The following is a 26,325-nucleotide window of genomic DNA, read 5'->3' as shown; positions in this document are numbered from 1 at the left end:
TTGCCGGTCGTTTCCGCGAAAGCGGGAACGACCGGCAGGCGCCGGTTTACTTGAACACGATGCTGGCGATGGCGCCGTTGACGCCGGTGCGCGGGCGCATCGAAACATCCCAGCCGTAGAGGTCGCACAAGCGGCGCACGATCGCCAGGCCCAGGCCCGCGCCGCTGCCGCCCGCACCTTCGCCGCGCACGCCGCGCTGAAACAGCCGCTCGGCATCCTCGGCCTTGATACCCGGACCGGTATCGATCACTTCGATGCGGTCGCCACTCACTTCCACGGTGACACGCCCTTCCAGGGTGTACTTGATCGCGTTGCCGATCAGGTTGGTCAGCGCGACGGAGAGCACCGACGCCGGCGCATTCACGCTCACCGGCTGCTTGACGATCAGCTCCACTTCCAGCGGCTTGTCGCGCATCTGCGGACGCTGGCTTTCGATGACGTCCGCGGCGACCTTCGCCACTTCGGTGGTTTCGCCACGCGTCGGGCCGCGGCGTTCGGCGCGCGACAACAGCAGCAGCGCCTCGACCAGCTCGGTGGCCTGGCGGGATGCGCGCTCGATGCGCTTGAGGCGCTCGCGCAGTTTGTCGGTCAGGTCGGGGGAACCCTGCAGCAGCTCGGTGGTGCTGGAGATCACGGCCAGCGGCGTGCGCAGCTCGTGGCTCACGTCGGAGTTGAACTCGCGGTCGCGCTCCACCATCGCGGTAAGCCGCTGCGAGTACTCGTCGAGCGCGAAGGCCAGTTCGCCCACTTCGTCGTCGGCGAAATGCGGCGCCAGCAACTCGGCCTTGCCGTTCTTGCGAAAATCGCGCAGGCGGCGCGCCAGCTCGCTCACCGGCTTGAGCACCTTGCGCGAGAGCCAGAAGCCCAGCACGAGCGAAAGCAGGCCGAACAGGAATACCGCACCGATCACACTGAACAGCAATTGCTGCTTGCCAAGCTCCTCGCGCGACACGTCGTAGCGCAGGAAGCTGATGATGCCGTTCTCCCGGAAGACGGCCAGCTTGTAGTGATGCCGCTGCCCGTCCTGGTCGCCCTCGTAGATATCGTGAACGCCGTTGCCGAGGTTCTGCCACGACAAAGGCGCACGATAAATAGTGCGGTCGCTGTACATGCTGCCGGTCAACAGGCGGGAGCCGGCGGGCGTCCCCGGATGCTGCTGCGCCTGCTGGTTCGCCCAGCGGGCATCGTCCATCAGGCTGGAGTTGACCAGTTGGTCTTCCACTCTGCTGCGGATGTTGAGCGCCGCAAATGCAAACAACGCGCTGAGGCCGAAGCCGAACAGCGCGAAGGAAACGACCAGGCGAAACCTGAGCTTACGCCTGGACTGCATCCGGTTCGACCATCCGGTATCCAATGCCGTGCCGCGTGTGGATCAGCGGCTTGTCGAAGGGCTTGTCGATGGCTGCGCGCAGGCCATGGATGTGCACGCGCAGCGAATCGCTGTCGGGCAGCTCCTCGCCCCACACGCGCTGTTCCAGGTCCTGGCGGGTCACCACCGACGGGCTGGCTTCCATCAGGGCCTGCAGCAATTTCAGGCCAATCGGGTTGAGCTGGATCGACTTGCCTTCGCGGGTCACCGTGAGCGTGTCGAGGTTGTAGGTGAGGTCGCCGACCTTGAGCACGCGGCTCTGCGGGCCCTTGCCGCGGCGAGCCAGCACCTCCAGGCGCGCGGCCAGCTCCTGCAGGGCGAATGGCTTGGTCATGTAATCGTCGGCGCCCGACTCGAAGCCGGTGAGCTTCTGTTCCAGCGCATCGCGCGCGGTGAGCATGAGGATGGGCGTCTGCTTGTGCGCCTCATGGCGCAGCTTGCGGGCCACGTCGAGGCCATCCATGCCCGGCAGGGTCAGGTCAAGCACGATCACATCGAAATCGTGCACCACGGCCAGATGCAGGCCCGTGACGCCGTCCCCCGCGAAATCGACCACATGGCCGCGGTCTTCCAGATAATCGCCGATGTTGGTGGCGATATCGCTGTTGTCTTCGATCACCAGTACGCGCATGCGTCCTCCATACGCAGCCGGCAACAGGGCCGGCCGAGGCCACAAGCTTAACAAGCTTGCGTCGCCGAAAGGGGGCCCGGGCAGGCAGGAACCTGAACAGGTCTGGGGGCCAGGCAAGAAAAAAGCCCAGGCTGGTCGACTCGTGGTCGCTCGCCTGGGCCCAAGCTACTGCCCCGATACCGAAATCTGCTGTCACCATACCTTGCGGAAGTGCCAGACAAATTGCAGTGCGGACTTTATAGGTCTGGTCCGGTTACATGACAGTTAACCGGTACTCACGCCGGCGTTAACTGTGCTCACTTGCCTACGGGCTGCTGCCGGCCGACATTCATTATGTCCTGCTTCAGCTGCTGCGACTGGCTGTTCTCTTCGTTGATCTGCCGCTGGGTCTTGCACACCGTCTTGGGGATGTTCGACCCCATCGGCTTAATCTGCTCACACACTTCACGATCCGCGTCGTTGTGCGTGAGGATCGCATTGACCTCGGACTGGTTGTTGTAGAGCTGCACCTTGGACGCCTGATCCATCGCGTCGACCGTGCCGAACTTGTCGTAAAGCGACTGCATGGAGCCCAGGTCGCGGTTGACCGTCTCCTGGTCGCCCTTCTTCACGGATTCGAACCGCCCGCCGGGAGCCATCTGCTGACGGACGCGATCGGCTACCGCGGCGAATTCGTCCTTGGTATTGGCCTTGACGTCAGGCTTGGTTTCCTTTGCGTGAACCGACGCCACCTGCAACACGAGCATCATCGCCACCGAGACCGGCAGCCAGTACTTGCGCTTCATTGAGTTCCTCCACCCTGCGGCATCCCCCCTCGGGACGCGCCCTGCAGGAACTTCCGATGGTAGAGCCCGCCGGAAGCGGCGGTCAAAGTGCCAAAGGGCCTAAGCGCGCTGGGAGCGGCGCCGTGTCGGCACCTGCACGGACGTGCCCGCTTCCGCCTCAAGAAACTGAATGATCGCCCCGGCCACGTCCACGCCGGTGGACGCCTCGATGCCTTCCAGCCCGGGCGATGCGTTGACCTCGAGGATGAGCGGCCCGCGCTTGGAGCGCAGCATGTCCACGCCGGCCACGCCCAGGCCCAGCGCCGCCGCTGCCTGCACGGCGATGCGGCGTTCCTCGGCACTGAGCGTCGCCGCCTGGGCCGTGGCGCCGCGATGGATGTTGGCGCGGAATTCGCCCGGCACGGCTTCGCGCTGCATGGCCGCGACCACTTTCTTGCCGACCACGAAGCAACGCAGGTCGGTGCCCTTGGCCTCCGCGATGAACTCCTGCACGAGGAAGTTGGCGTAAAGCCCGCGGAAGGCCTCGATGACGCTCTGCGAGGCGCTGCGTTTTTCCGCCAGCACCACGCCCGTGCCCTGGCTGCCCTCGTTGAGCTTGATGACGTGCGGCGGCTCTCCCAGCATCGCCAGCACGTCGGCGGTGTCGTCCGGATTGTCGCCGAACACCGTCGCCGGCATGTCCAGCCCCTTGGCCGCCAGGATCTGCAGCGAACGCAGCTTGTCGCGCGCGCTGAGCACGGCATCGGAGGAATTGGGCGTGTACACCCCCATCATTTCCAGCTGCCGCAGCACCGCCGTGCCGTAGAAGGTGCTGGTGACGCCGATGCGCGGGATCACCGCGTCGATGCCCTTGACCGCCTTGCCCTTGTAACGGATGGACATGTTGCCCGGCGCGATGCGCACGTAGCAGCGCAGCGGGTCGAGCACGCGCACCACGTGACCGCGCTCGCGGGCCACGTCGACCAGTCGCTGGGTCGAATACAGCCGGGTGTTGCGCGAAAGAATGGCGATCTTCATGAAACACCCGTTGTGCCCGCCCTGACGAGCCGGGGCTGTGTATAGGAAAGCGCGGGATCCACCACGAACCGCCCGTGCAATGCGCTGCGTCCGAGCAGCATGGGAAACAGCATATGCCGCCTGTCGGTCAGATTGATGTCGACCGCGAAACGCTCGCCGGCGAGCACCACGTCGGTGCGGATGAACCAGCGCACCGTGCGCCGCCCGCCCGTGTCGGTGACGGCGCGACGATCGAGTGCCAGGGTTTCGCAGGTGACCGCCACGCGATGGCGGCCGCCGACGGTGACGGAAAAACGCAGCCAGGTATCGCCCGCGCGCTCGAAACTTTCCAGCGTGTCCACGTGCAGCGAACTGCTGCGCGCGCCGGTATCGAGCTTGGCCTTGAGCAGGGGAACGCCGAGCATCGGCAATGACAGCCGCTCCCGCCAGCCGAGGGTAGTCACATCCGCCATGATCAGCGCACGCCGCAGGGATTCGTCTAGGAGCTCGGGTGGGGTCGGGAGCAAATTGGAGCGGGTGAAGGGAACAGAATCCGCCCTCTAACTCGTTGATTTACAACGAATTTGTCAGGTTTCGTCCACGTGCGTGGACTACTTTGTGGACTAATTTTCGCACACTTGCCGTCGAAAGGCACGTGGCACGTCCACCGAGGGCCAGGATGATCTACTGAAAGCTACCACGCGCGGGCGGTGTCGCCAAGGCGTGGCAGGCCGTGGCCAAGAGCACGCAGCCCACCGTGCGCGCACTGCGCAGCGGGGCTGTTCTGTTGCGGATGAGCTGTCGCGCGCTCGAAGCCCAGATGTTTTTTTCATCTGACAGCAGACGCCGAAGGTCTGAAGGCGACTCTATGCGCCCTACCGCCCTCGCGAAACCGCCCACGCAACCCCCGAACCCTGCGGTGATTCAGCTCAGACGCGAACGGTCAGAGCGGCTCTCGTTGCGGCCAGCGGAACAGGCAGATCAAATTCGTCTTTCGCAATTCTTGTCCCTGCCTAAAAACTGCTCTCCATCAGTTTTCTCGCTGGCCAGGCACTCTGTGTTCCCAGCATAAGCAAATGCTGCCCGGATTGGGAGAGGGGCAACGACGGATCGGTTGCGCATTCGCGACCACCGAATGTCGATTTGCGTGAGCAGGTCGCCCCCTCTGTTACAGCCTATCGGTCGGCCTAAGTCTGCGTCGCTTCCAGCGCCGCGCGTTCTTCCTTTGAGGAAAAGAAATGTCCTGAGTTGGCGTCGGTTGGGGAGGAGGTTTTTGCACATGGACAAGGCACGCGCTTCGGGCTCCCGCACCAAGGTCGCATATCACCCCATTGAGGCAGCCATACATTGGTCCGGCCTGTCTCGATTCGAGCGACGCATCCTCGATCTGACGAGCGGCGGAGCGCTGCCCGATCGCGCGGAGATTCCAAATTGGTCGCTGCTGCGCTTAAACGCCGATCGGATACAAGACGCGTTGGTCAACGGCGATCTCCGCTATGGCCGGCGCGGTATCACATGCGATGACCCGTCCGTGCTTCATGACCCGGATCTCACGGTACGCCACGTCGACCTGAAGGCCTGGATGATTCGTTTCTATCCAGACCAGCGCCCCGGCTTTCTGTTCGATGCCTTCGAGCGGCACCTTCATCCCGCGATCAGCATCGATGCCGTACAAGCGCTACTCGCCGACCGAGAAGCGTTGAAGGTGCAACTGGCAGATCGTCTCAAGGCGTGGGATGCACTTCAAGCAGAGTTCCATGCGCTCAGTACCGCATACGAAGCGCGCATGACCGAAGACAAGCAAACATTGAATCTCGGCGCCAGAAGCGAAGGCACCTATCTGAATATCGTGGGAGGTCTGCTGACGCTTCTTCTGGGAAAGTCGCCGAGCGGAATTCCATATTCCTCGTTTGAGACGCTGGAGGCGGTTATCAGCGCACTCACTGCGCATTTCGGCGGCCGATCCGGAATGAGCGAGCGAACGCTGTGGTCCAAATTTGCGGCCGCCAAGCGCCATCTATCGTCTTAGAACTCCGGACTGCAGATGCAGGCTGCCCCTCTGCAATTGCAGTGCAATCCCGAATCGGACGCTATTGAATACGTGGAACTTCCATTGCAACCGCTGCTAAGCGCCAAGGAGTGTCCACCATGTCTTCGCAGACAACCGTCCCTACGGCACAGCCTGAGCATCGCATCTTGCGACGTGCCGAAGTAGAGGCGAAAACCGGCTTCAAGCGGGCCCACATCTACAGCTTGATGAAAGAAGGCCGGTTCCCGAAGGCATTGCGCCTGGGCGTGCGCGCCGTGGGCTGGGATTCGGTGGAAATCGAACAGTGGATCGCTGAGCGCCTTAAAGAGCGCGCCTGAGCCTCTTCTCGTCCATGTCAACCAACGAGGAGAGCGCCATGAAGGTGGTGAGCATCATTTCGACCAAGGGCGGCGTGGGCAAGACCACGACCGCGGCCAACCTGGGCGGCTTCGCGGCCGACGCAGGGCTGCGCGTGCTGCTGCTGGACCTGGACGTGCAGCCCACGCTGTCGAGCTACTTCACGCTGGCGCTGCGCGCGCCGGCCGGCATCTACGAGATGCTGGCGTTCGCGGAGCGGCGCATCGAGCAACTGGTGTCGCGCACGGCCGTCGCCGGCCTGGACCTGGTGCTGTCGAACGACGACCGCGGCGAGCTGAACACGTTGCTGCTGCATGCGCCGGACGGGCGCCTCCGGCTGCGCCACCTGCTGCCGGCGCTGGCGCCGCTGTACGACCTGGTGCTGATCGACACGCAGGGCGCGCGCTCCGTCATGTTGGAGATGGCGGTGCTGGCCTCGGACCTGGCGCTGTCGCCAGTGACGCCGGAGATCCTGGCGGCGCGGGAGCTGCGGCGCGGCACCTTGCAGTTGATCGAGGACATCGCACCGTACCGGCATCTCGGCATCGAGCCGCCGCCGCTGTACCTGCTCATCAACCGGCTGCCCCCGGTGTCGTCGAACGCCCGGCTGATCCAGCAGACGCTGCGGCAGGTGTTCCAGGACCATGCCGGCGTGCGCGTGCTCGATACCGACGTGCCGGCGATCGAGGCCTACCCGCGTGCGGCGACGAGAGGCTTGCCGGTGCATCGCGTGGAGTTCCGCCAGCCGGCGGGCCGCGTCGCGCCGACCGCGTTGCAGACCATGCGCACGCTGGCCAGCGAGCTGTTCCCGCAGTGGCAGGAACGCTTCGCACTCGTGACCGGCCGGCCCGATGCGCAAGCCACAGCAGGGAGCGCAAGCCATGGCGAGCGCCCATGACCTCGCCCGCGGGCACAAGCGGCTGCGCGCGCTCATCGAGTTTGCGCTGGGTGAAGGCTGGCACGTCAAGCGCACGCCGGGCGGCCACCTCAAGTTCACCAAGACAGGCTGCGCGGCGATCTACACCAGCTCCACGACAAGCGATCACCGCGCCGGGCTCAACGCCCGCGCACAGCTTCGGCGCGCCGGCCGAGAAGCGCAGGCCGCCGCGTCCGCATCCACACCGGAGGACGGCCATGGCTGACCTCACGCCGCAGGACATGGCCGCCAAGCTGCTGGCCTCGGGCTTCGAGCGCAGCGGGCCAACGGCTGCCGCGCTGACCGACCCGATCGCCGACACGCCGATGGTCGTCACGCTGGATCAACTGCGCCCCTACGACCACGACCCGCGCGTGACGCGCAACCCGGTCTATGAAGACATCAAGGCCTCCATTCGCGAACGCGGCTTGGACGCGCCGCCCGCGATCACACGGCGGCCGGGCGAGCCGCACTACATCATCCGCAACGGCGGCAACACGCGGCTGGCGATATTGCGAGAGCTGTGGGCCGAGACCAAGGAAGAACGCTTCTTCCGCATCGCTTGCCTGTTCCGCCCGTGGCCCGAGCGTGGCGAGCTGGTCCTGCTCACCGGCCACCTGGCCGAGAACGAACTGCGCGGCGGCCTGACCTTCATCGAACGCGCCCTGGGCGTCGAGAAGGCACGCGAGTTCTACGAGCAGGAGACCGGGCAGGCGCTGTCGCAGTCGGAACTCGCGCGGCGCCTGGCGGCCGATGGCTTCCCGGTGCAGCAGTCGCACATCAGCAGGATGGGTGATGCCGTGCGCTACCTGCTGCCGGCGATCCCCACGCTGCTCTATGGCGGCCTGGGCCGGCACCAGGTGGAGCGGCTGGCCGTGCTGCGCAAGGCCTGCGAGCGCACCTGGGAGCGGCGGGGCTCGTCGCGCGACGTGTCGATGGACTTCGCTTCGCTGTTCCAGGACGTGCTGTCGCAGTTCGACGCCCAGCCGGACGACTTCGCGCCGCAGCGCGTGCAGGACGAACTGGTGGGCCAGATGGCCGAGCTGCTGGCGGTGGACTACGACACGCTGTCCTTGGAGATCGACGACAGCGAGAGCCGGCAGCGGGCATTGACCAGCGAGCCGGCGCCGGTGAGCCCGCCTGCATTAGCGATGTCGGCGCCGCCCGCTGTGACTGCTGCACCGAGACCGCAGATGCCAGCGTCGCCGGCCAGCATTGCGGTCACGCCCGCTGCCACGCCGTCTCTGCCCCAAGCTACGGCGCCGCGCGAAGAGAAGGATGACGAACGCCTGCAGGCGCACATCGTGTCGCCCGCGCCGACGACCGACCGGCTGCAATCCATCCAGCGCATGGTCGCCGACCAGATGGGCGACAAGCTGCCCGACTTCGCGGCCAACGTCCTTCAAGCGGTGCCGGTGCAGGCGGGCGGGCTGTACCCGATTTCGGATGTGTGGTTCATCGAGCCCGGCCTGGACGCGCCGGATCGCCTGCGCGTGCACATCGCGCAGTTCGCCCGCGAAATCGCCGACGAGGCTGCGGTGGCCGATCAGGTCGAGCCGCGCGACAGCGGCATCGGCTTCGTCTGCGTGGTTGGCAGCGAGGGGCGCAGCCTGCCGGCGTTCGCGCAGGCCGTGCTGACCCTGCTGCATGCGCTGAGCGCAGCGTCTTTGCCGGCCACCGGGCTGGATCGCACACGGCTGGCCGACGACCTGGGGCCACTGCTGCACGGCCACGGCAGCACGTCCGCGCGCCTAAGCGATGCGGGGCTGGTCAAGTTGTTCCGGTTGCTGCGCCTCGCGCGCCGGCTGCTGGATCTGGAAACCGATGCGCCGGCCGGCGCATCGGATCACGGCGCCTGAGCGGAGCAGCCCACCATGTCGGCACCGCACCCGCTCAACCAGGCCGTGATCGCGCAGGCGCTGCACGACCTGCGCAACGGGCAATTGCGACGCTGCAAGCTCATGGGGTTCGGCGAGGAAGAACTGGACGCGCTGAAGCATCCGGCCCTCGTCTCCGTCCTGGTCAATGCCACTGTGTCGTGGTGCTCGGTGTCGGTGAACCGCGAAGTGCTCAAGCGGCTGCTGAGTCAGGTGCACGACGTCGAGCAGGAGATCGCCACGGTGGACCGCATGCTGCGTCTGGGCGCGAGCACGGAGATGGTCAGCAAGTTCTTCGGCCTGACGCACCAGGAGGTGGCGCTGCGCCGGGACATCCTGGGCCTGCCCAAACGCAAGGGCCGCCACCCCGTGCTGGACGAAGCGCAGGACGTGGCCTTATGGGAGCACTGGAAGGCCGCCGTCGCGCAGCGCGACATCGCGCTGCACGACGAGGTGGCGATGCTCACGTTGAGCATGGACCTGGCCGAGACCATGAGCCTGCCCATGTCGGTCATCTGGGCGGCGATACGGAACTGGATCGACCAGGGGCTGGTGTAAGGCCATGACGACGGACAGCGCACCACGGCGCGAGGGTCCGGTGGCGCTGTCGGCCCTGTTCGACGATGCGCTCCAGAAACTGGCCCCGGCCCCTGGACCGGCGGCACCGGCCAGAGGCGCTGCTCCACAGGCTGACGCCTTTCTCTACAGCGGCAACCGGCATGAGAGCGTGCCGCGCCGGCTGTTCCTGGACCGGCGCCTGACGCCGCTGGAGCGCAACGCCTGGCAGGTGTTCCGCCTGCAGCTCAACGACGATGGCGTGACGGCCTTCCCGACCTACGACCAGCTCCGGCCGTACTTGGCGTCGATGCCCTGCGCCGCGCAGGCCTCGCACGAGACCGTGGCGCGGGCACTGACGCTGCTGCGACTTACGCGCTGGCTATCGCTGGTGCGGCGGCGCCGCGACCCCAAGACCGGCCGCATTCTCGGCAACCTCTACGTGCTGCACGACGAGCCGCTCACGCCGTTTGAAGCGATGCAGCTCGACCCCGACTACTTGGGCCTCGTCAACCAGGCGCTCACGCACGCGGCGAAGGCGGTGCAGATCGTCGGCGTGCAGACGCTCAAGGAAATCGCCGAAGACCCGATGCTCAGCGGCCGCACGCTGCCGACGCGCTTGCAGGTGCTGGCACAGCGCATGGCGACGGGCGAGTGCGCGGCGGGGAGTTATCCACAAGAGGCTGTGGATCACGAATCCGAAGAAGGCTCGCCGGCCCTTCTTCGGAATGCCGATGCGCCGTCTTCGGATTCCGAAGCAGGGCTGAAACCCGCGCCAGACGGCTCTCTTCGGAATCCGAAGCAGGACCGTACAGTACGTATTCAAAGTCATAGTGAAGTACGTACAGTACCGCGCGCACGAGGCTTGGAAGACAGCTTGCGCCTGCCCCAGCGCTTCCTGGCCTTGAAGGACGAGCAGCAGAGCGGCGCGTTGGTCGCCTTGCAGCAGGTGGACGAGTCGCAGCGGCAGGCAGTGCTGGGCGAATGGGACGCGCGCTGCCGCAACAGCGCGGTCCGCAACCCGGCCGGCTACCTGTTCGGCATCATCCAGAAGGCGATCCGCGGCGAGTTCAAGGCGTGGGCCGGCGAAAGAGGCGCGGCGCAGGCCGCGACACCGCCGCCATCACCAGCGCCATCACCAGCCGAATCGCGGCCGGCCGATCCCGCAGTGGCGCGCGCCTACCTGGACAAGATTCGGTCGAGCCTGCGGCGGCCGTGAGCGAGCTATCCCCTGGGGATAGCCGGCACAGACAGCCTTCCAGCATTGCAAACCGGGCGCAACGTGGATGCGGTTTGTTGACTGACGCCCTTCCAGCCAATGCGAATGCTGACGGCTCGTTCCCTTACCGCGAGTCGTCACCCATGGCCACCGAACGCTCTGAACCGCTGCAACTCAATCTCGGGTCGCTGCGCAGCACGATGTCGCTGACGCTGCACACCCACCACGCTTCCCGCATCTGGCATGGCCGCGCGCCGGCCGAAGGACGCCCCGGCATCATCGGCTTGAACGCCTACATCAGCGTCATGAACAAGATGAAACGGGGCTCCGAGCAGGACGACCCGTACAGCGACTGGTGGATGATGCGCATCGAGGACAAGCTGGAGCAGACGAAGGCCGCGTTGAAGGGACTGCGCGAGCAGGTGGACCAGGCCCTCGCGGACGTGCCCGCGGCGCTGTCGCTGGGCGAGAACATGAACGTGCAGCCGGTGAAGCTGCCGCTGTTCGTGAACGCCCAGCTCGGGTTCATGGCGGTCTACCTGCTGGCCGACTACGACGACTTGGCGCGGCGGCTGATCCTGGCCCACCACACGGCGCTGATCGACCGCAGCACACTGGAGCGCTGGCTCAACGATGGCGCGCATGCGCTGCGCTCCCTTTTCTCGCTGGCACAGCAGTACCGCTATTCCGGTGCGACGCGCGACGACTTTGCTTCCAAAAACGCGGTAGCGCGCACGGCGTTGGAGAAGTTCGGCGAGCTGCCGCAGGACGTGCTCGAAGGCACGCGCCGCTCGCGCTTTGCGCCACCGATCGCGCGGCGGGGCAACCGCGCCGGCACGCCGGCCGCTCACACCAACGCCGACGCCGACACCAGCACCGACACGGCATCGAAGGATGGCGCAGCCGATAGTGCTCGCGGCGAGGACGCCACTGAATGACCGCATCCACGTCATCGCTGCGCTTCGCGCCTTTGGAACAGGCAGACTTCCAGCGGCTGGAACACGCGGCCTACCTAAAAGGCCTTTTGAAGCCCTTTAAAGGTAAGGGGAGTCTGGAGACCTGGGCCAGCCAATGCACCGCGCTACGCGACGACGTGATCGCGCTGGCGCAGCAGCGCATCCTCCCGCAGGCGCGCGCCTTTCCCTTCAGCCGGCTGGACGTGCAACTGGCCCAGCAGGCCACTGGCGCAGGCACGACCTTTCTGCGCTGGCGCAACCTCGACCGTTCCAGCATGGGTGTGGCGCTGTGGGAATCGCTGCTTGCGCGCCCGACGACGCCGGCCTCGCTGATCGACGACCTGTACGCGATCGAGCTGCAGCGCATCGTGCTGAACATGCAGATCAGCCTCGCCCACACCCTTGCCCGCCAAGCCGTGGACTGCGCCAACAAGATGGCCGCAGCCGAGGCGGTCTACCTGCGGCGGGTCCAGGGACGTGCCGCGTCCACCACCACTTCACCCACCACCAAGGAGTCACCATGAGCACGCACTTCGTCGGCGAGGGCAACATCGGTTCTGCGCCGGACTACCGCGAGTTTCCGAACGGCAACGACGAGCCGCGCCGGTTGCTGCGGCTGAACGTCTACTTCGACAACCCCATTCCCACCAAGGATGGCTTCGAGGATCGCGGCGGCTTCTGGGCGCCGGTCGAACTGTGGCACCGCGAGGCCGACCACTGGAAGACGCTGTACCAGAAGGGCATGCGCGTGCTGGTCGAGGGCCGGACGATCAAGGACGAGTGGGAGGACGCCGACGACAACGAGCGCACGACCTTCAAGATCGAAGCACGGCGCGTCGGTATCCTGCCGTACCGCATCCAGGCCGTGACCCTCAGCGCGCGGACGCTGGACTCCGAGGCGACCGTACCGCCGCCCAAGGAGGCCAAGGGGACAAAGCCGCCGAAGGAAACCAAGGCCAAGGCCTGATTCCCGCAAGGGGGCGGCTGTAGCAACCCTCAGACGCCCGCCATGCACCAGCGAGCTATCCCCAGGGGATAGCGCCAAGGTCGTCCACCGAGTTCCAGTCGCTCTCCCGATACGAGCCTCCCGCTGCGCCAGCCGCCGACGACTTGTGGACAAAGCGGGGGCTGCGCCAATCGGCTTTCTTGCTGCCGGCATCTGCCGGCCCCGCCAAGCTGGGGCCATTCGATGAACCGCACATTCCAGAGGAGGCTTCATGCGCGTGTTCCTGTGCGAGAAGCCGTCCCAAGGCAAGGACATCGCCCGCGTGCTGGGCGCCAGCCAACGAGGCAATGGCTGCTACAGCGGCTCCGGCACCGTCGTGACCTGGTGCATCGGACACCTGATCGAAGCAGCGCCGCCAGAAGCCTACGGCGAGCAGTTCAAGCGCTGGTCCATCGACCAGCTTCCCATTCTTCCCGAGCGCTGGCGCGTCGAGGTCAAGCCCAAGACCGCTGCGCAGTTCAAGACCGTGCAGCAGCTGCTCGCCAAGGCGAGCGAACTGGTGATCGCCACCGACGCCGACCGCGAAGGCGAGATGATCGCCCGCGAGATCGTGGAGCTGTGCGGCTACCGCGGGCCGATCCAGCGGCTGTGGCTGTCGGCGCTCAATGACGCGAGCATTCGCAAGGCGCTGGGCGCGCTGAAGCCTTCTGGCGAGACGCTGCCGCTGTACTACTCGGCCCTGGCGCGCAGCCGGGCTGACTGGCTGATCGGCATGAACTTGAGCCGGCTGTTCACCGTGCTCGGGCGGCAAGCCGGCTACCGCGGCGTGCTGTCTGTCGGGCGCGTGCAGACGCCGACGCTGCGCCTGGTAGTCGAGCGCGACCGCGAGATCGCGCGCTTCGTGTCCGTGCCGTTCTGGGCCGTCGAGGTGGTCCTGTCGCATGCGGGCCAGCGCTTCATGGCGAGCTGGACGCCGCCGCCTGGATGCACGGACGACGCCGGCCGCTGCTTGCAGCAGCCGGTGGCGCAGCAGGCCGCCGAGCGCATCCGCAGTGCCGGCCAGGCGCAGGTGCTGTCGGTGGAGACAGAGCGCATGCGCGAAGGCCCGCCGCTGCCGTTCGACCTGGGCACGCTGCAAGAAGTCTGTTCCAAGCAGTTGGGACTGGATGTGCAGGAATCCCTGGACATCGCCCAGGCCCTGTACGAGACCCACAAGGCCACGACCTATCCTCGCTCCGACTCGGGCTACCTGCCGGAGAGCATGCTGGCCGAGGTGCCGGCCGTGCTCAATGCGGTGCTCGCCACCGATCCCAGCCTGCGCCCGCTCATCGACCGCCTGGACCGCAGCCAGCGCTCGCGCGCCTGGAACGACGGCAAGGTGACGGCGCACCACGGCATCATCCCGACGCTGGAGCCCGCCAACCTCTCCGCGATGAACGAGAAAGAGCTGGACGTCTACCGCCTGATCCGCGCGCATTACCTGGCGCAGTTCCTCCCGCATCACGAGTTCGACCGGACGGTGGCGCAGCTCGCATGCGGCGGGCAATCGCTGGCGGCCGTTGGCAAGCAGATCGTCGCTGCCGGCTGGCGCCAGGTGCTGGCAGAGCCGGAACCCGATGGTGACGGCGAGGACGCACAGCGCAGCCAGGTGCTGCCCGCATTGCAGGCCGGCCTGGCCTGCCAAGTCGGCGCGGTGGACCTGAAGGCGTTGAAGACGCTGCCGCCCAAGCCCTACACGCAGGGCGAACTGGTCAAGGCCATGAAGGGCGTCGCCAAGCTGGTCACCGACCCGCGCCTGAAGCAGAAGCTCAAGGACACGACGGGCATCGGCACCGAGGCCACGCGCGCCAACGTCATCGGCGGGCTCCTGGCCCGCGGCTACCTGGTCAAGAAGGGGCGTGCCATCCGCGCTTCCGACGCGGCTTTCACGCTGATCGACACCGTGCCGCCGGCCATTGCCGATCCGGGCACGACGGCGGTGTGGGAGCAGGCGCTGGACATGATCGAAGCCGGCACGCTGACGCTGGACACGTTCATCGAGAAGCAATCCTCCTGGGTCACGCAGCTCGTGCAGCAGTACCGTGGTGCGACGCTCGCCATGAAGCTGCCGCCGTCGCCGGCCTGCCCGCAATGCGCGGCGCCGATGCGCCAGCGCAGCGGCAAGAGCGGTGCGTTCTGGTCCTGTTCCAAGTACCCGGACTGCAAGGGCACGCTGCCGGTCGAGTCTTCGCCGGGCAAGCGTGGTGCGCCGCGCAAGCGGTCCACCGCCAAGACGCCCTGACGCCTGCGATTCCCTCTGCCGCGCCGGCCGCTTCACTGGCGGCGAGGCAAACGTCCCGCGCCCACGGGACACACCCCAGCGCGCATTCCCTTCTGCAACGGTGCGCACATCCCCTCCGGCCGATGCCGGGCAGCGGGATGGAAGGTCTTTGCTCTGCGGGTCGCGCTCCACGCGCCCGCCATGGTCGATGTGCTTGCGTCGATCGCGAGCGGTCCCCTGACGTCTTGCTTGTGCTTGGGCCCCGAGCCTGAGCATGGCGCGAGCCGTCAGGAGACCGCTCCGGTCCACGGTATTCGGTGCCGGTGCCCGCCGGCGGAACAACGGGCTCCCTTTGTGCGCGGATGTGTGCCAGAGGTTTCCGGCCCCAGCCACGAAACGGGCCGGGTGCGAATGCTGACGCAGCGAATGGCTTTGACGACGGCCTGGCCTGCAGCAGCCCACAGGTGGTTTTCTTACTCTTCCGCCGATGGCCTTCGGGTCATCGGCGCCTTGGTCGTGCCCGTCTCCAAAGCGGACGTCGGGCGGTTCCATTTCCCGGGCGACGGCGCGATGCCGCGAGTCCATCCTCGTGCCCTGCGCTGCTGACGGTCGTCAGCACCATGCCCTGGCAGCTTCGGTCTTCAAGGCTGCAGCGCGGCTCGCCGCGCTGACCAAACCCGTCCGCCTCGCACCGACCACCGCGGACGCTCGTCGTTTTCGGCGACGGTGCATTTTCTCAACCACCCGAGGGGAAGCCGATCCCCTGGGGATGCGCGCTCCTCGATCCTTCAAGGAGCACGTCATGTCTGAACCTTCCGCCGCATCTTCCGCCGCATCTTCCGCGGCATCGGTGCGCAGCGGCGCACTGGCGCTGGCCTACACGGGCAAGCGCCTGCCGCTGCAAGTCCTGCGCAGCGCGGCCGGCCACTACATCGGCACGCACGACGACGAAGGCCCGGTTTCACGGGAGTCCGTCGAGTATTTCCCGAGCCCCGAAGCCGCGCAGCGCGCCCTGGCCACTGACGCCTGGACGCAGCGCAGCCACCCCTGATTTCCCTTCCCCCAGGAGCTTACTCATGAACCTGCCATTGCGTCAGGAGCTGTACGACCAGCTCGCGCGTGAAGACGCGCATTTCAGCCGTGCGCCCCAAGCTTTCTTCGAGGCCTGGAAGCGCGGTGCGGAGATCGCCGGTGCCGAATGGTTCGGCGACGGCACCCGCGAAGGCTTGCAGCGCGCCAAGTCCAAGTGGGATCTGCGGCCCAACCTGCTGCTGCTCAACGACGCCCTCGGCGTGCTGAGCAGCGGCCAGCGGATGTTCCTGTCCGCGATGGTGAGCTTCTACAACTCCCGCGAGGGAGGCGCGATGCTCAAGCGTTGCGGCTTCGAGGGCCTGTCCGACCTGGGCGGCCTCGATCTGGAACGGCGCCAGGTCATCGCGGATCTGACGCTGAACTACAACGGCTGGTGAGCCGACCCCGGCCTGCCACCGAACTGCTTTTCCACCCCGTGAGGGACATGCGCGCTGCAAGGCGCCATGTCCCTCGTTTTCTTTCAGACCTGTCCTTCCTGGGCGCCAGCCGCCTGGCTCCCATTTCATCCACTCGCTGGGGTTCAATTCCCGGCAGGGGATTGCCTCGGCCATCCTCTGCCGGAGAAATCCCATGTCCCACTCCAACAATCCTTTCGTCCGTGGCTATGACGGCCTGTCGGTCGAGCGGCTGATCGCCATCTCTTATGACGACGACTGCCCACTGACCTACCAGCCGCTGCACGCCTCGCAGTCGCATTTGCCGGACAGCCAGGTCGTGCGCTATCCGTGCATCTTCTGCGACGACTTCGCCCTCATCACCGAGGGCCAGGACGTGCCGCCGGAGCTGGACGCGCAATGCCGAAGCCACGGCATCGCACGCACCGTGGTCTACGCCGTCATGGCCGAAGAAAACAGCAAGCCGCTGCACGTGGCCGATACCTATTCGGACGAGGCTGCGCGCGAAGTGGTTCGGCGTCTGCGCTTCGACACCGGGCACTACAGCCGGTGCTGGGAGATCAGCAGCGGCCACATCACCGAAGCCGCCTGGCATTTCCTCGCCGAGCTGGCGGACATCGCGACGCCGACGACGTTCATGTTCATCGCCTTCCGCATTCCATACAGCCAGGCGATCGGCGTGAAGCTGATCGCCACGCCCTGGACGGATGCGAACCTGCGAAAGGTCGAAGGCACGACCGCCAAGCGGCTGGATCGGGAACACCGCCGCAAGGGCATGCCCGATTGCCTGGTCGAGGTGCTGCGCCTGGCGGCGCTCGCCGACGTGCGCATGCTGGTGTTCGACGCCGATGCGCCGGTGCTCGACGGACTGCCCGTGTTCGATGAATGACCCTTCCTGAGCCCCGTTCGGGGGGCTCTTTCATTTGGTGAATCGCAGTCGCCGCGCGCTGCCGAAGCAGCGGTGGGAGAACCGGAACCGCCTGCACGGCCGCAAGCACAACAGACGCCCCGCCAATGCGGGAAGGCGCCGATGCCCATTGCCGCTCGCGCTCGCGCGATGCCGACGCCACGCTTACCCCATGTTCCGCTGACACCCGTCAGCAGCATGCCCAGCTAGCCTCGATCTTCAAGGCTAGGGCGCGGTTTTCGACCGCGTTGATCGACCAGTTCGCACCGGCATCCTTGCGCGAACGTCCATCGGTTCCGACCGATGGTGATGCCACCAAGCTGTTCCTTCAACCCACGCGGGGGTTCCACACCTTCCCCGCCTGGGTCGGGTGTGTCTCCGCTTCTTTTCTCAGGAGATTCACCATGACCAGTTCCACCGACAAGTCCTACTTCGACCTGCACATCACGGGCCTCGGGTATCTCAATCGCATCCGCGAAGTGAAGCCCAAGAAAGGCGACGCCTTCCTGGCCTGCGACATCGCGGCGCTCAACGGTCCCAGCGACGACGTGTCCTACGTCCGTTTCGACACGCGCGTCTCGGGCTCCGAAGCGCAGCACCTGGTGCGCCGTTGCATCGAGGCCGTCGATGCCGAGAAGAAGGTGATGATCGGCTTTCGCCTCGGCGACCTGTGGGCCGACACCTTCACCTATTCCAAGGGCAAGCGTGCCGGCGAACAGGGGGTGAGCTTCAAGGCCCGCCTGCTGTTCATCAGCTGGATCAAGGTCGATGGCAAGCTCGTCTACAAGGCCGAGCCCAAGACGACCGAAACCGACGATCGCCAGGATGGTGAAGCGCGCACCCCGGATCTCCCCGCGACGACCGAAGCGCCCGCTGCTCGCCAAGCCGCTGCACCGCAGGCCACCCAGCCCGCTGCCGAAGCTGCCGACGAAGCCGCTGCCGATGCCCCCGCATTGGCCGTTGCCGAGTCGTTCTGATCCGCAAGGCCCCACCCCACGGGGCCTTGTCTCTTTCGTCAGCGGGAGACCTTCATGATCACCATCCCCGGCCAATTGGCCATCAAGACCATCCACGGCAGGAACGGCGACTTCAATGTCGGCCGCCTGGCGACCTCGATCGGCGAGTTCGTCGTGAAGAACGCCGAGCTGGACCAGTACACCGAAGGCAAGTACGAGGGCGATTTCATCATCGCGGAAATCCGTCCGTCCACGTACAACGCCAACGGTCGCATGGTCATCGAAATCCGCGCCCACCTGGGCGGGATGACGCTGTCCAACATCGACGCCCTGAGCCGCGACGACGCCCGCCGGCTGAGTCCGCAGGAAGTCGATCCGCTCGATGAGGAAACGCCGGCCCCTGCGCCCGCCGCGCCGAAGGCACCCGCCCGAGGCAAGGCCCGCAAGTCGCGCGATCCCCTCGTCGATACCACGCCGTTCGGCAGCGAACCGGCCGCCACGTCACCCGCGGCATCTGCCGATGCGGACGACGCAGCGCTGTTCGGCACGCTCTGGCCGCTGGGCGAGACCGTCAAGCTCGATGCCACCGTGGATCGCCGCGTCCTGCGTCAGCAGCGCGACCGCCTCGGCGAGCTGGGCTACGAGTTCGCTCCGCTGTCCCAGGACTGGCACCTCGCTACCGCCTGACCAGTCGCCTGATCCACCGCCGCGCAAGCGGCATTCCACCACCCGCCGGGGTTCTTCCCCCGGCGGGGCGGAACTCCGGCCCTTGTCACAGGAGAAATCCCATGGGCTGGACCTATGTCCGCACCTCGCGCGATCAACTGATCCGCGAGCTGACCGCAACCGAGGACACCGATCACGGGCGCCGCGAAGTCATCGACCACGCGCTGATCGACGACGTGCTGTGGAGCGTGGTGCGCATCACCGCCAAGCAGCCAGGCTTGAGAGGCCTCGCGGCCGGCGAGTCGGTCTGCATCATCTACTGCGACCTGCTGGAGGCCTCGGGCAACGAGTGGGGCTACAAGTCCCTCGTCGAAGCCGAGCATCCCTACTACTACTCGTGCCCGCTGCGCTTTCTCGCGACGGCGCCGGAGCAATGCGCCACCTGGCGCGCAAGGGTGCACAGCTACCACGCAGGGCTCGGTGCAATGGGTGGCGCCGAGAAACCGACGGCAGGGTGAGGTTCATATGGACACCATCCTGTCATCGCTCTCGGTCTCTCTGCTTGCCTTCGTCGAAGACCAGTTGTCGAACAACGACGTGTCCTCCGACGACGAGCTGCTGGAGCACTTCGTCGCCAGCGGCCTCACGGAGGTGCAGGCGCGGCAGGCACTGACCTATCGCGACCTGTACCTGGGCCGCATCTACCTGGAAGGCTTCACGCCGGTCCGCACGGGTGCGCAGGCGCTGCGCTTCAACCCACACAGCCGGCAGTTCGAGCCGGACTGAACCACAGGCCTACCCAGGCCTGCATTCCTCTTCGTTAGCCGCCCGTCCGGCCCTGTATCCCAGGGCCATTTTTTTCGTCCCCGCAATTGTGCGCATCGGCGGCCCGCCCGTCGATGCCCATTGCTCTTTCCTCCAAGGAGATCGTCATGCAACTCGCATCCCGCTTCACCCCTCGTTCGCCGGTGCTGCGTTCCAATCATCCGCTGTCGGATGACCAGATTCGCACCGTCGCCCCGTCCATCTTCGCGGAGAACCCGCACGAAAGCCGCTCCCAGCGCTACAGCTACATACCGACCGCCGCGGTGCTCACCGAGCTTCGCAAGGAAGGGTTCCAACCGTTCATGGTGTGCCAGACCCGAGTGCGCCATGAAGACCGGCGTGAGTTCACCAAGCACATGCTGCGCCTTCGGCATGCCAGCCAGATCAATGGCGCGGAGGCCAACGAGATCATCCTGCTCAACTCGCACGACGGCAGCAGTTCGTACCAGATGCTTGCGGGGATGTTCAGATTCGTCTGCCAGAACGGCTTGGTCTGTGGCGACACGGTGGCCGACGTGCGCGTGCCGCACAAGGGCAACGTGACCGATCACGTCATCGAAGGCGCCTTCGAGGTGCTGCACGGCTTCGGCCAAGTGCAGGATTCTCGCGACAGCATGCGCGCCATCACGCTCGATGAAGGCGAGGCTGAAATCTTCGCCCGCTCGGCGCTGACGCTCAAGTACGACGACTCGGGCAAAGCGCTGCCGATCACGGAGAACCAGATCCTGCGGCCGCGTCGCTTCGACGACAACCGACCGGATTTGTGGTCGGTCTTCAATCGGGTTCAGGAGAACCTGGTCAAGGGTGGCCTGAGCGGCCGTGCCGCGAACGGGCGCCAGCAAAGCACGCGGCCCGTCCAAGGCATCGACCAGAACGTGCGGCTCAACCGGGCGCTTTGGCTGCTGGCTGACGGCCTGCGGCAACTGAAGGCTTGAACGGCCTGAACTCCAGCGGACCTGCTCGCAAGAGCATGGTCCGCTTTTTCTTGGGCGCCGAATGCCACCGGCGCGCGGGACTGTCAGTAGTGGCTTCCCTAGCGCGGCAAGCAACGGGGTCCCGGACAATCTCACTCTGGCTGCACCAACCTGGCTTTTTCCTCCCTGAAGCCAAGCAGTCCATTTCGCCGCCTCGGTTCGCTCCGGGGCGGCTTTTCTATTTCAGGACGCGGGTTGCCTGCGAATAGGGAGACGGCGCACTGCCGTTTTGCGCTCGCTGCGTGGTCGCCCATCAATCAGGCTGCGCCCATGTCCGTCGGCGATGCCGACAACATGCCCAGGTAGCCCAGACCTTCAAGGCTACGGTGCGTCGTGACGCACTGGTTGTTCTTCTCGCCGAGACGTTCACCACGTTCCTTTCCACCCCATGGGGCAATCACTGCCCATGCAGGCGGTGCTGCCTCCTTCTTCATCGAGGACATCACCATGCCCGTACCCAATGTTCCCAAACCGCTGTACCGCATCGACGAATGCCCCGACCTCATGGCCGACGGCTGCGTCGGTGACGAGAACGGCAATCTCGTCTTCCTCTCCATCTGGGCGCGCGACACCGCCGTCCAGCAGTTCCTGGCGCGCCTGACCCTCGGGCGCGACGAACAGGGGCTGGACCAGTTCCACATCGTCAACGCGCAGGGCGGCGTCATCCCGGTCTTCGTCGGCAACGTCGAGAACCTGGAGAAGCGCAGCACCCGCGCCTACCGGCGCACCTTGTTCGGATCGCTGACCAACCTGTGGCTGTTCGACCGACGCTGCGTCAGGCCCGACAAGGCCAACGCGAGCGCGCTGGCCTTGCTGCCACGCGATGCCGCTCACCGGCTCGATCGGCTGTGGACGCTGGTGCAGGACACCTGCCCGCTGCCGCTGCTCGATCACTGGCGCGACCTCGTGCTGGAGCTGCTGCACAGCCGCTCGATGCTGAGCCGCCTTCCGTTCGCCCTCGGGCCGCTGGAAGGTCACCGACTCGCCATCGACGTGCCGGCGCTGACCCAGGCGCTGGGCGGCTTGATCCGCCAGGACGTGCTCACCACCGGCGAGGCCGCGAACCGGACCCACCGCCCGCACCTGCTCGAAGCGGTGGCCTGAAGTCGTCACACCGGACATGCACGCGCGCATGTCCATCTTCCTTCATTCCCAACCAGGAGAAATCCATGGCACTCATGTTCCCGCGGCTTGCCCGCAACTTCGTCAAGAACGGGTACTTCCCGACCGACGAGCCCACGCTCGAAAGAGCACTCGCCGCACTGGCGGCCGCTGACAACGGGCCGATGTGCATCCTCGACCCCTGCGCCGGCGAAGGCGTGGCGATCGCCGAAGCTGCGCATGCCCTCGGGCGTGAGCAGGTCAAGGCGTTCGCCGTGGAGTTCGACGCGGAGCGGGCACGCCATGCCCGTGGCCTGGTCGATCACTGCCTGCACGCGGACCTGATGGACACGCTCATCACGCGCCAGTCCTTCGGCCTGCTGTGGCTCAACCCGCCGTATGGCGATCTCGCCAAGAACGCCGATGGCAACATCGGCTACCAGGGCCAGGGCCGCGCCAGGCTGGAAAAGCTGTTCTACCAACGGACGCTGCCGCTGCTGCAATACGGCGGCGTGCTGGTGTTCATCCTGCCGAGCTACGTGCTCGATGCGGAGCTGGTCGGATGGCTCACGCGGCACTTCGCCGAACTGCGCATCTACCAGGCGGTGGACAAGCAGTTTCGGCAGGTCGTGATCTTCGGCCGCCGGGTTCGCCAGCGCGACCAGGCATCGGAGTCGGTCAAAGCCGTGCGCGGTCTGCTGCTGCAGGTCGGGCAAGGCGACGCCGAAGCCGAGGAACTGCCAACCGAATGGCCGTTCCTGCCGTACACCGTGCCTTCAGGCCCGGCCGAGCCCGAGCACTTCTATCGCGTGACGATGGAGCCCGAGCAGTTCGCCGATGAAGTCGGCCGGCTGCAAGGGCTCTGGCCGATGGTCGATGCGCACCTGGGCGCCGCACAGCAGTTGCTGCGGCCACCGGCGCGTGCCTTGTCGCACTGGCATCTCGCCCTGGCCTTGGCCGCGGGCGCGATCTCGGGTGTGGTGAAGTCGAAGACCGGGCGCCTGCTCGTCGTCAAGGGCGACACCCACAAGGAGAAGACGTTGCAGACGGAGTTCACCGAACGCGACGACGGCTCCGTGGCCGAGACCCGCATCCTGACCGACAAGTTCGTGCCGGTGATCCGCGCCTGGGACATGACACCGGGCTCCGCGACACGAGGCGAGGTGTTGACCATCCGCTGATCGTTGTTCCCTGACGGCTTGCCGTCGCTTTCATTCACCCACCGGGGCCATGTCACCCCGCTGGGGTGCCGTGGCCTCTTTCATTTCTCGAAGGAGCACACCATGGCACTCGCTGTTCTTACCCCTGTCTCGCAGACGCGCTTTGCCCCCGGGCAGGTCGTCATGACCATCGGCGTCGATGCGCTGGCGCGACAAGGCCGGCTCAACCCGGTCCCCTACCTGCGCCGCCACCTCGGGGGCGATTGGGGCGATCTCGACGAGAGCGACCGGCGTCAGAACGACGCTGCGTTGCGCTCTGGCGAGGATCGGTTGTTCTCGTCCTACCAGGTCGCGCCTGACCTGAAGCTGTGGATCATCACCGAATGGGATCGCAGCGTGACCACGCTGCTGTTGCCCAGCGAATACTGATCTTCATTCACGCGGCCTCGCGCCGTTCTTCCCACCCGGGGCATGTCATCGCCCCGCAGGGGGAGGTGCATGCCCCATTTCTTTGGAGCATTACCATGTCCCTCGATACTGTCCCCACCACCGACGCCGCAGGCAGCGAACCCGTCCAGGGCGACCTGCTGGAAGCGGCGGATTCTTCTCTCACGCTCAGCCTTCAGGACTTCGTGTCCGAGTTCGGCGACGAACTGCTCGACTCCCTCAACCGCGCGAACCCGCCGGTCTACACCGGCCAGGCCCGACCGCACCGCCAGGTCGTACTGGCGAGCCTCAAGCGCAAGCTGTTCCAGGCGCAGGCCGAAGTCGTCCACGCTGTGACCGAGTTGCTGGCCGACCGCGGCGAGCGCGCCGCGATCGTCAACGGCGAAATGGGCTGCGGCAAGACGACGGTCGGCATTGCCACCGCCGCCGTGCTGCACGCCGAAGGCTACCGCCGCACCCTGGTGCTGTCGCCTCCCCACCTGGTCTACAAGTGGCGGCGGGAGATCCAGGAGACGGTGGCTGGCGCCAAGGTCTGGGTGCTCAATGGCCCGGACACGCTGGTCAAGTTGATCAAGCTGCGCGAGCAGTTGGGTGTTCCCTCTCCGAGCCAGGAGTTCTTCGTCCTCGGGCGCGTGCGCATGCGCATGGGCTTTCACTGGATGCCGGTGTTTAATCAGCGGCGCACGCTGCACGGCGACGTGGCGGCGTGCCCGGACTGCGGCCAGGTCATCACCGACCTCGACGGCGAGCCGATCAACCCGGTCGAGCTCCAAGCCGAGGAGTTCCGCCGCAAGTGCAGCCATTGCGCCGCGCCGCTGTGGACGTTGATCCGACCGCGAGGCCTGTCCGCCAGTGACCAGTCCTCGGCCGTACTCAAGGCCCTGAAGCGCATCCCCACCATCGGCGAGGTCACCGCGCAGAAGCTGATGAAGCGTTTCGGTGATGGCTTCCTGGCCTCGATGCTCGGGGACAACGTGCATGAGTTCATCAACCTCATGGACGGCAACGGCGAGCTGGTCTTTTCCGACCGCCAGGCGACCCGGATGGAGCGGGCGATGGCGAATATGGAGTTCGGTTTCGGCGAGGGCGGATACCAGCCGTCCGAGTTCATCAAACGCTACCTGCCGCAAGGCACGTTCGACCTGCTTATCGCCGACGAGGCGCATGAATATAAGAACGGCGGTAGCGCGCAAGGACAGGCCATGGGCGTGCTCGCAGCGAAGTCGCGCAAGACCTTGCTGCTCACGGGCACCCTCATGGGTGGTTACGGCGACGACCTGTTCCACCTGCTGTTCCGAGCCCTGCCTGGGCGGATGATCGAAGACGGCTATCGACCCACCAAGAGCGGCAGCATGACCTCGGCGGCCATGGCGTTCATGCGCGACCACGGGGTGCTCAAGGACATCTATTCCGAGAGCACCGGCACGGCGCACAAGACGGCCAAGGGCACCAAGGTCTCGGTGCGCACGGTCAAGGCGCCGGGCTTCGGCCCGAAGGGCGTGCTGCGTTGCGTCCTGCCGTTCACGGTCTTCCTCAAGCTCAAGGACATCGGCGGCAACGTGCTGCCGGCGTATGACGAGGAGTTCCGCGAGGTGGCGATGGACACGGCGCAAGCCGCGGCCTACCGCGACTTGTCGGGACGGCTGACCTCGGAGCTGAAGCAGGCGCTCGCCAAGCGCGACACGACGCTGCTCGGTGTGGTCCTTAACGTGCTGCTGGCCTGGCCGGACTGCTGCTTCCGGTCGGAGACGGTGACGCATCCCCGCACGCGTGCCATCTTGACGTTCGTTCCCGCTCAGTGCAACGAGCTGGAGGTGATGCCCAAGGAGCGCGAGCTGATCGAGATCTGCCGGCAGGAGAAGGCAGCGGGTCGCAAGACCCTGGTCTATTCGGTCTACACCGGCACGCGCGACACCACGTCGCGTTTGAAAGTGCTGCTGGAGCAGGAAGGCTTCAAGGTGGCGGTGCTGCGCGCAAGCGTGGATGCCTCCCGCCGTGAGGACTGGATCGCCGAGCAGCTGGATCGCGGCATCGACGTGCTGGTCACCAACCCGGAACTGGTCAAGACGGGGCTCGACCTGTTGGAGTTCCCGACCATCGTGTTTCTCCAGTCGGGCTACAACGTGTATTCCCTGCAGCAGGCCGCGCGACGCTCGTGGCGCATCGGGCAGAAGCAGCCGGTTCGCGTGATCTATCTGGGCTACGCCAACTCCTCGCAGATGACCTGCCTGGGACTGATGGCCAGGAAGATCATGGTGTCGCAAAGCACCTCGGGCGACGTACCGGAATCGGGGCTCGACGTCCTGAATCAGGATGGAGACTCCGTGGAAATCGCCTTGGCCCGTCAGCTGGTGCATTGAGCGCAGAACTCAGCGGCCCTTCGGGGCCGTTTTTTTCGCGTCAGCACTGGATCGGGTGGCCTATTGGCCATGCCGTTTCCAGAGTGCCATCCTGCGGAACGCGGTGACGATCAGTCCAACCCAAATGAGAAGCGACACGACGCCAGCTGCTATGAGCTGCAGGCTAAATCCAGGAGATGAAACTGACTCGGCCTTCTGCTGCGCGTAGTCCTGCGCCAGTAGCCACCAAAGGAGCAATTGCCCCACATTGGCAATCGTCAGGTAGAAGATGCTCCGATTGAGAGCGCGCCGTTCGATGCTCGGTGCGTCGCCCTTGGGCGCGGTCGGTTCTCGCATTACCAGTCCTCTTCAAAGAGGCTGGTCGGGCGAGCGCCTACGTCCCCAGCCTTGGGGTTGCGTAGGCATCATCAGCTTCCGGGAGGAAGCGGTTTGAGGAGGAATGCCATCTCCTTGCCTGAACTCTAGCATGACTGGCCCAATCCCCGGCCGGGCTGCACATGGGTGGCACCGGGGCGCAATCCGGTAGCGCTCAATTCCCTTTGTTTG

At 65.9% G+C, this 26,325-nt stretch carries 30 protein-coding genes and 1 riboswitch; of the genes, 23 read left to right on the top strand and 7 right to left on the bottom strand.

The window, feature by feature from the left end; all coding sequences use genetic code 11:
* Positions 1-46: 46 nt before the first annotated feature.
* The 5 genes from BDW41_RS07495 to BDW41_RS07475 all read right to left on the bottom strand — a co-directional run bounded on the left by BDW41_RS07495 (position 47) and on the right by BDW41_RS07475 (position 4,254).
* Positions 47-1,330, bottom strand: coding sequence for a HAMP domain-containing sensor histidine kinase (locus BDW41_RS07495; RefSeq protein ID WP_074545914.1), 1,284 nt, complete (start codon positions 1,328-1,330; stop codon positions 47-49).
* Positions 1,314-2,000 (bottom strand): response regulator transcription factor, encoded by a 687-nt coding sequence (locus BDW41_RS07490; protein WP_046972192.1) that lies wholly within the window; start codon positions 1,998-2,000, stop codon positions 1,314-1,316. The genes BDW41_RS07495 and BDW41_RS07490 overlap by 17 nt, the downstream gene beginning before the upstream one ends.
* A gap of 296 nt (positions 2,001-2,296) precedes the next feature.
* A complete protein-coding gene (locus BDW41_RS07485) occupies positions 2,297-2,785 on the bottom strand; it encodes a hypothetical protein (protein ID WP_074545917.1) in 489 nt (162 codons plus the stop codon).
* A gap of 99 nt (positions 2,786-2,884) precedes the next feature.
* Positions 2,885-3,802, bottom strand: coding sequence for a 30S ribosomal protein S6--L-glutamate ligase (gene rimK, locus BDW41_RS07480; RefSeq protein WP_074545920.1), 918 nt, complete (start codon positions 3,800-3,802; stop codon positions 2,885-2,887).
* On the bottom strand, positions 3,799-4,254 hold the full coding sequence (locus tag BDW41_RS07475) for a RimK/LysX family protein (protein WP_074545923.1): 456 nt from the start codon (positions 4,252-4,254) through the stop codon (positions 3,799-3,801). Before BDW41_RS07475 ends, rimK begins: the two co-directional genes overlap by 4 nt.
* A gap of 806 nt (positions 4,255-5,060) precedes the next feature.
* On the opposite strand from BDW41_RS07475, the gene BDW41_RS07470 reads away from it, so the two are divergent.
* The 19 genes from BDW41_RS07470 (at position 5,061) to BDW41_RS07375 (ending at position 20,672) form a co-directional block, all read left to right on the top strand.
* Entirely contained in the window at positions 5,061-5,810 is a 750-nt protein-coding gene (locus BDW41_RS07470; RefSeq protein ID WP_074545927.1) for a hypothetical protein, read from the top strand.
* 119 nt (positions 5,811-5,929) lie between these two features.
* On the top strand, positions 5,930-6,148 hold the full coding sequence (locus BDW41_RS07465; protein ID WP_074545930.1) for an AlpA family transcriptional regulator: 219 nt from the start codon (positions 5,930-5,932) through the stop codon (positions 6,146-6,148).
* A gap of 38 nt (positions 6,149-6,186) precedes the next feature.
* A complete protein-coding gene (locus tag BDW41_RS07460) occupies positions 6,187-7,065 on the top strand; it encodes a ParA family protein (RefSeq protein WP_074545933.1) in 879 nt (292 codons plus the stop codon).
* The gene (locus tag BDW41_RS07455; RefSeq protein ID WP_074545937.1) at positions 7,049-7,309 is read left to right on the top strand and encodes a hypothetical protein; all 261 of its coding nucleotides are present in this window, start codon (positions 7,049-7,051) and stop codon (positions 7,307-7,309) included. Before BDW41_RS07460 ends, BDW41_RS07455 begins: the two co-directional genes overlap by 17 nt.
* On the top strand, positions 7,302-8,942 hold the full coding sequence (locus BDW41_RS07450) for a ParB family protein (protein ID WP_074545940.1): 1,641 nt from the start codon (positions 7,302-7,304) through the stop codon (positions 8,940-8,942). The genes BDW41_RS07455 and BDW41_RS07450 overlap by 8 nt, the downstream gene beginning before the upstream one ends.
* Before the next feature lie 15 nt (positions 8,943-8,957).
* On the top strand, positions 8,958-9,518 hold the full coding sequence (locus BDW41_RS07445; RefSeq protein ID WP_074545943.1) for a DUF2857 domain-containing protein: 561 nt from the start codon (positions 8,958-8,960) through the stop codon (positions 9,516-9,518).
* A gap of 4 nt (positions 9,519-9,522) precedes the next feature.
* Complete coding sequence (locus tag BDW41_RS07440) at positions 9,523-10,734, top strand: STY4528 family pathogenicity island replication protein (RefSeq protein WP_074545948.1); 1,212 nt, start codon at positions 9,523-9,525, stop codon at positions 10,732-10,734.
* A gap of 143 nt (positions 10,735-10,877) precedes the next feature.
* Complete coding sequence (locus BDW41_RS07435; RefSeq protein ID WP_074545952.1) at positions 10,878-11,672, top strand: PFL_4669 family integrating conjugative element protein; 795 nt, start codon at positions 10,878-10,880, stop codon at positions 11,670-11,672.
* Positions 11,669-12,214: a DUF3158 family protein gene (locus BDW41_RS07430; protein ID WP_074545955.1), complete on the top strand. Its 546-nt coding sequence runs from the start codon at positions 11,669-11,671 to the stop codon at positions 12,212-12,214. The genes BDW41_RS07435 and BDW41_RS07430 overlap by 4 nt, the downstream gene beginning before the upstream one ends.
* Positions 12,211-12,657, top strand: a complete 447-nt coding sequence (locus BDW41_RS07425) for a single-stranded DNA-binding protein (RefSeq protein WP_074545959.1) — start codon at positions 12,211-12,213, stop codon at positions 12,655-12,657. Before BDW41_RS07430 ends, BDW41_RS07425 begins: the two co-directional genes overlap by 4 nt.
* Positions 12,658-12,907: 250 nt before the next feature.
* Positions 12,908-14,917, top strand: a complete 2,010-nt coding sequence (locus tag BDW41_RS07420) for a DNA topoisomerase III (RefSeq protein WP_074545964.1) — start codon at positions 12,908-12,910, stop codon at positions 14,915-14,917.
* 781 nt (positions 14,918-15,698) lie between these two features.
* Entirely contained in the window at positions 15,699-15,947 is a 249-nt protein-coding gene (locus BDW41_RS07410; protein WP_074545969.1) for a hypothetical protein, read from the top strand.
* Between the two features lie 25 nt (positions 15,948-15,972).
* Positions 15,973-16,365 carry a hypothetical protein gene (locus BDW41_RS07405; protein WP_074545972.1) on the top strand — a complete coding sequence of 131 codons (393 nt, stop codon included), beginning with the start codon at positions 15,973-15,975 and terminating at the stop codon, positions 16,363-16,365.
* A gap of 193 nt (positions 16,366-16,558) precedes the next feature.
* Positions 16,559-17,272, top strand: coding sequence for an ABC transporter substrate-binding protein (locus tag BDW41_RS07400; protein ID WP_074545977.1), 714 nt, complete (start codon positions 16,559-16,561; stop codon positions 17,270-17,272).
* 422 nt (positions 17,273-17,694) lie between these two features.
* Complete coding sequence (locus BDW41_RS07395) at positions 17,695-18,267, top strand: STY4534 family ICE replication protein (RefSeq protein WP_074545980.1); 573 nt, start codon at positions 17,695-17,697, stop codon at positions 18,265-18,267.
* Positions 18,268-18,321: 54 nt separating this feature from the next.
* Positions 18,322-18,933: a DUF3275 family protein gene (locus BDW41_RS07390; protein ID WP_074545983.1), complete on the top strand. Its 612-nt coding sequence runs from the start codon at positions 18,322-18,324 to the stop codon at positions 18,931-18,933.
* A gap of 101 nt (positions 18,934-19,034) precedes the next feature.
* Positions 19,035-19,430, top strand: a complete 396-nt coding sequence (locus tag BDW41_RS07385) for a hypothetical protein (RefSeq protein ID WP_074545987.1) — start codon at positions 19,035-19,037, stop codon at positions 19,428-19,430.
* A gap of 7 nt (positions 19,431-19,437) precedes the next feature.
* On the top strand, positions 19,438-19,698 hold the full coding sequence (locus tag BDW41_RS07380; protein ID WP_074545989.1) for a hypothetical protein: 261 nt from the start codon (positions 19,438-19,440) through the stop codon (positions 19,696-19,698).
* Between the two features lie 146 nt (positions 19,699-19,844).
* A complete protein-coding gene (locus BDW41_RS07375) occupies positions 19,845-20,672 on the top strand; it encodes a DUF932 domain-containing protein (protein ID WP_074545992.1) in 828 nt (275 codons plus the stop codon).
* A 296-nt stretch (positions 20,673-20,968) separates the two neighbouring features.
* Here the strand turns inward: BDW41_RS07375 and BDW41_RS22985 are convergent, their stop codons facing one another.
* Positions 20,969-21,160, bottom strand: coding sequence for a hypothetical protein (locus BDW41_RS22985; protein WP_146217322.1), 192 nt, complete (start codon positions 21,158-21,160; stop codon positions 20,969-20,971).
* On the opposite strand from BDW41_RS22985, the gene BDW41_RS07370 reads away from it, so the two are divergent.
* The 4 genes from BDW41_RS07370 to BDW41_RS07355 all read left to right on the top strand — a co-directional run bounded on the left by BDW41_RS07370 (position 21,159) and on the right by BDW41_RS07355 (position 25,779).
* The gene (locus BDW41_RS07370; protein ID WP_074545994.1) at positions 21,159-21,815 is read left to right on the top strand and encodes a hypothetical protein; all 657 of its coding nucleotides are present in this window, start codon (positions 21,159-21,161) and stop codon (positions 21,813-21,815) included. The genes BDW41_RS22985 and BDW41_RS07370 overlap by 2 nt on opposite strands.
* Before the next feature lie 44 nt (positions 21,816-21,859).
* On the top strand, positions 21,860-22,993 hold the full coding sequence (locus BDW41_RS07365) for a DUF6094 domain-containing protein (protein WP_255412964.1): 1,134 nt from the start codon (positions 21,860-21,862) through the stop codon (positions 22,991-22,993).
* A 102-nt stretch (positions 22,994-23,095) separates the two neighbouring features.
* Positions 23,096-23,401: a hypothetical protein gene (locus BDW41_RS07360; RefSeq protein ID WP_074545999.1), complete on the top strand. Its 306-nt coding sequence runs from the start codon at positions 23,096-23,098 to the stop codon at positions 23,399-23,401.
* 95 nt (positions 23,402-23,496) lie between these two features.
* Positions 23,497-25,779 carry a DEAD/DEAH box helicase family protein gene (locus tag BDW41_RS07355; RefSeq protein WP_074546001.1) on the top strand — a complete coding sequence of 761 codons (2,283 nt, stop codon included), beginning with the start codon at positions 23,497-23,499 and terminating at the stop codon, positions 25,777-25,779.
* Positions 25,780-25,839: 60 nt separating this feature from the next.
* Here BDW41_RS07355 and BDW41_RS07350 read toward each other — a convergent pair whose 3' ends face one another.
* A complete protein-coding gene (locus tag BDW41_RS07350) occupies positions 25,840-26,115 on the bottom strand; it encodes a hypothetical protein (protein WP_074546004.1) in 276 nt (91 codons plus the stop codon).
* Between the two features lie 55 nt (positions 26,116-26,170).
* Positions 26,171-26,238, bottom strand: a riboswitch (Fluoride riboswitch).
* Positions 26,239-26,325 lie beyond the last annotated feature (87 nt).

This window comes from Dyella sp. AtDHG13 (assembly GCF_003201105.1).
Lineage (GTDB): Bacteria > Pseudomonadota > Gammaproteobacteria > Xanthomonadales > Rhodanobacteraceae > Dyella > Dyella jiangningensis_B.
Note: the sequence above shows the minus strand (reverse complement) of the source record. Positions and strands in the feature narration are given on the sequence as shown.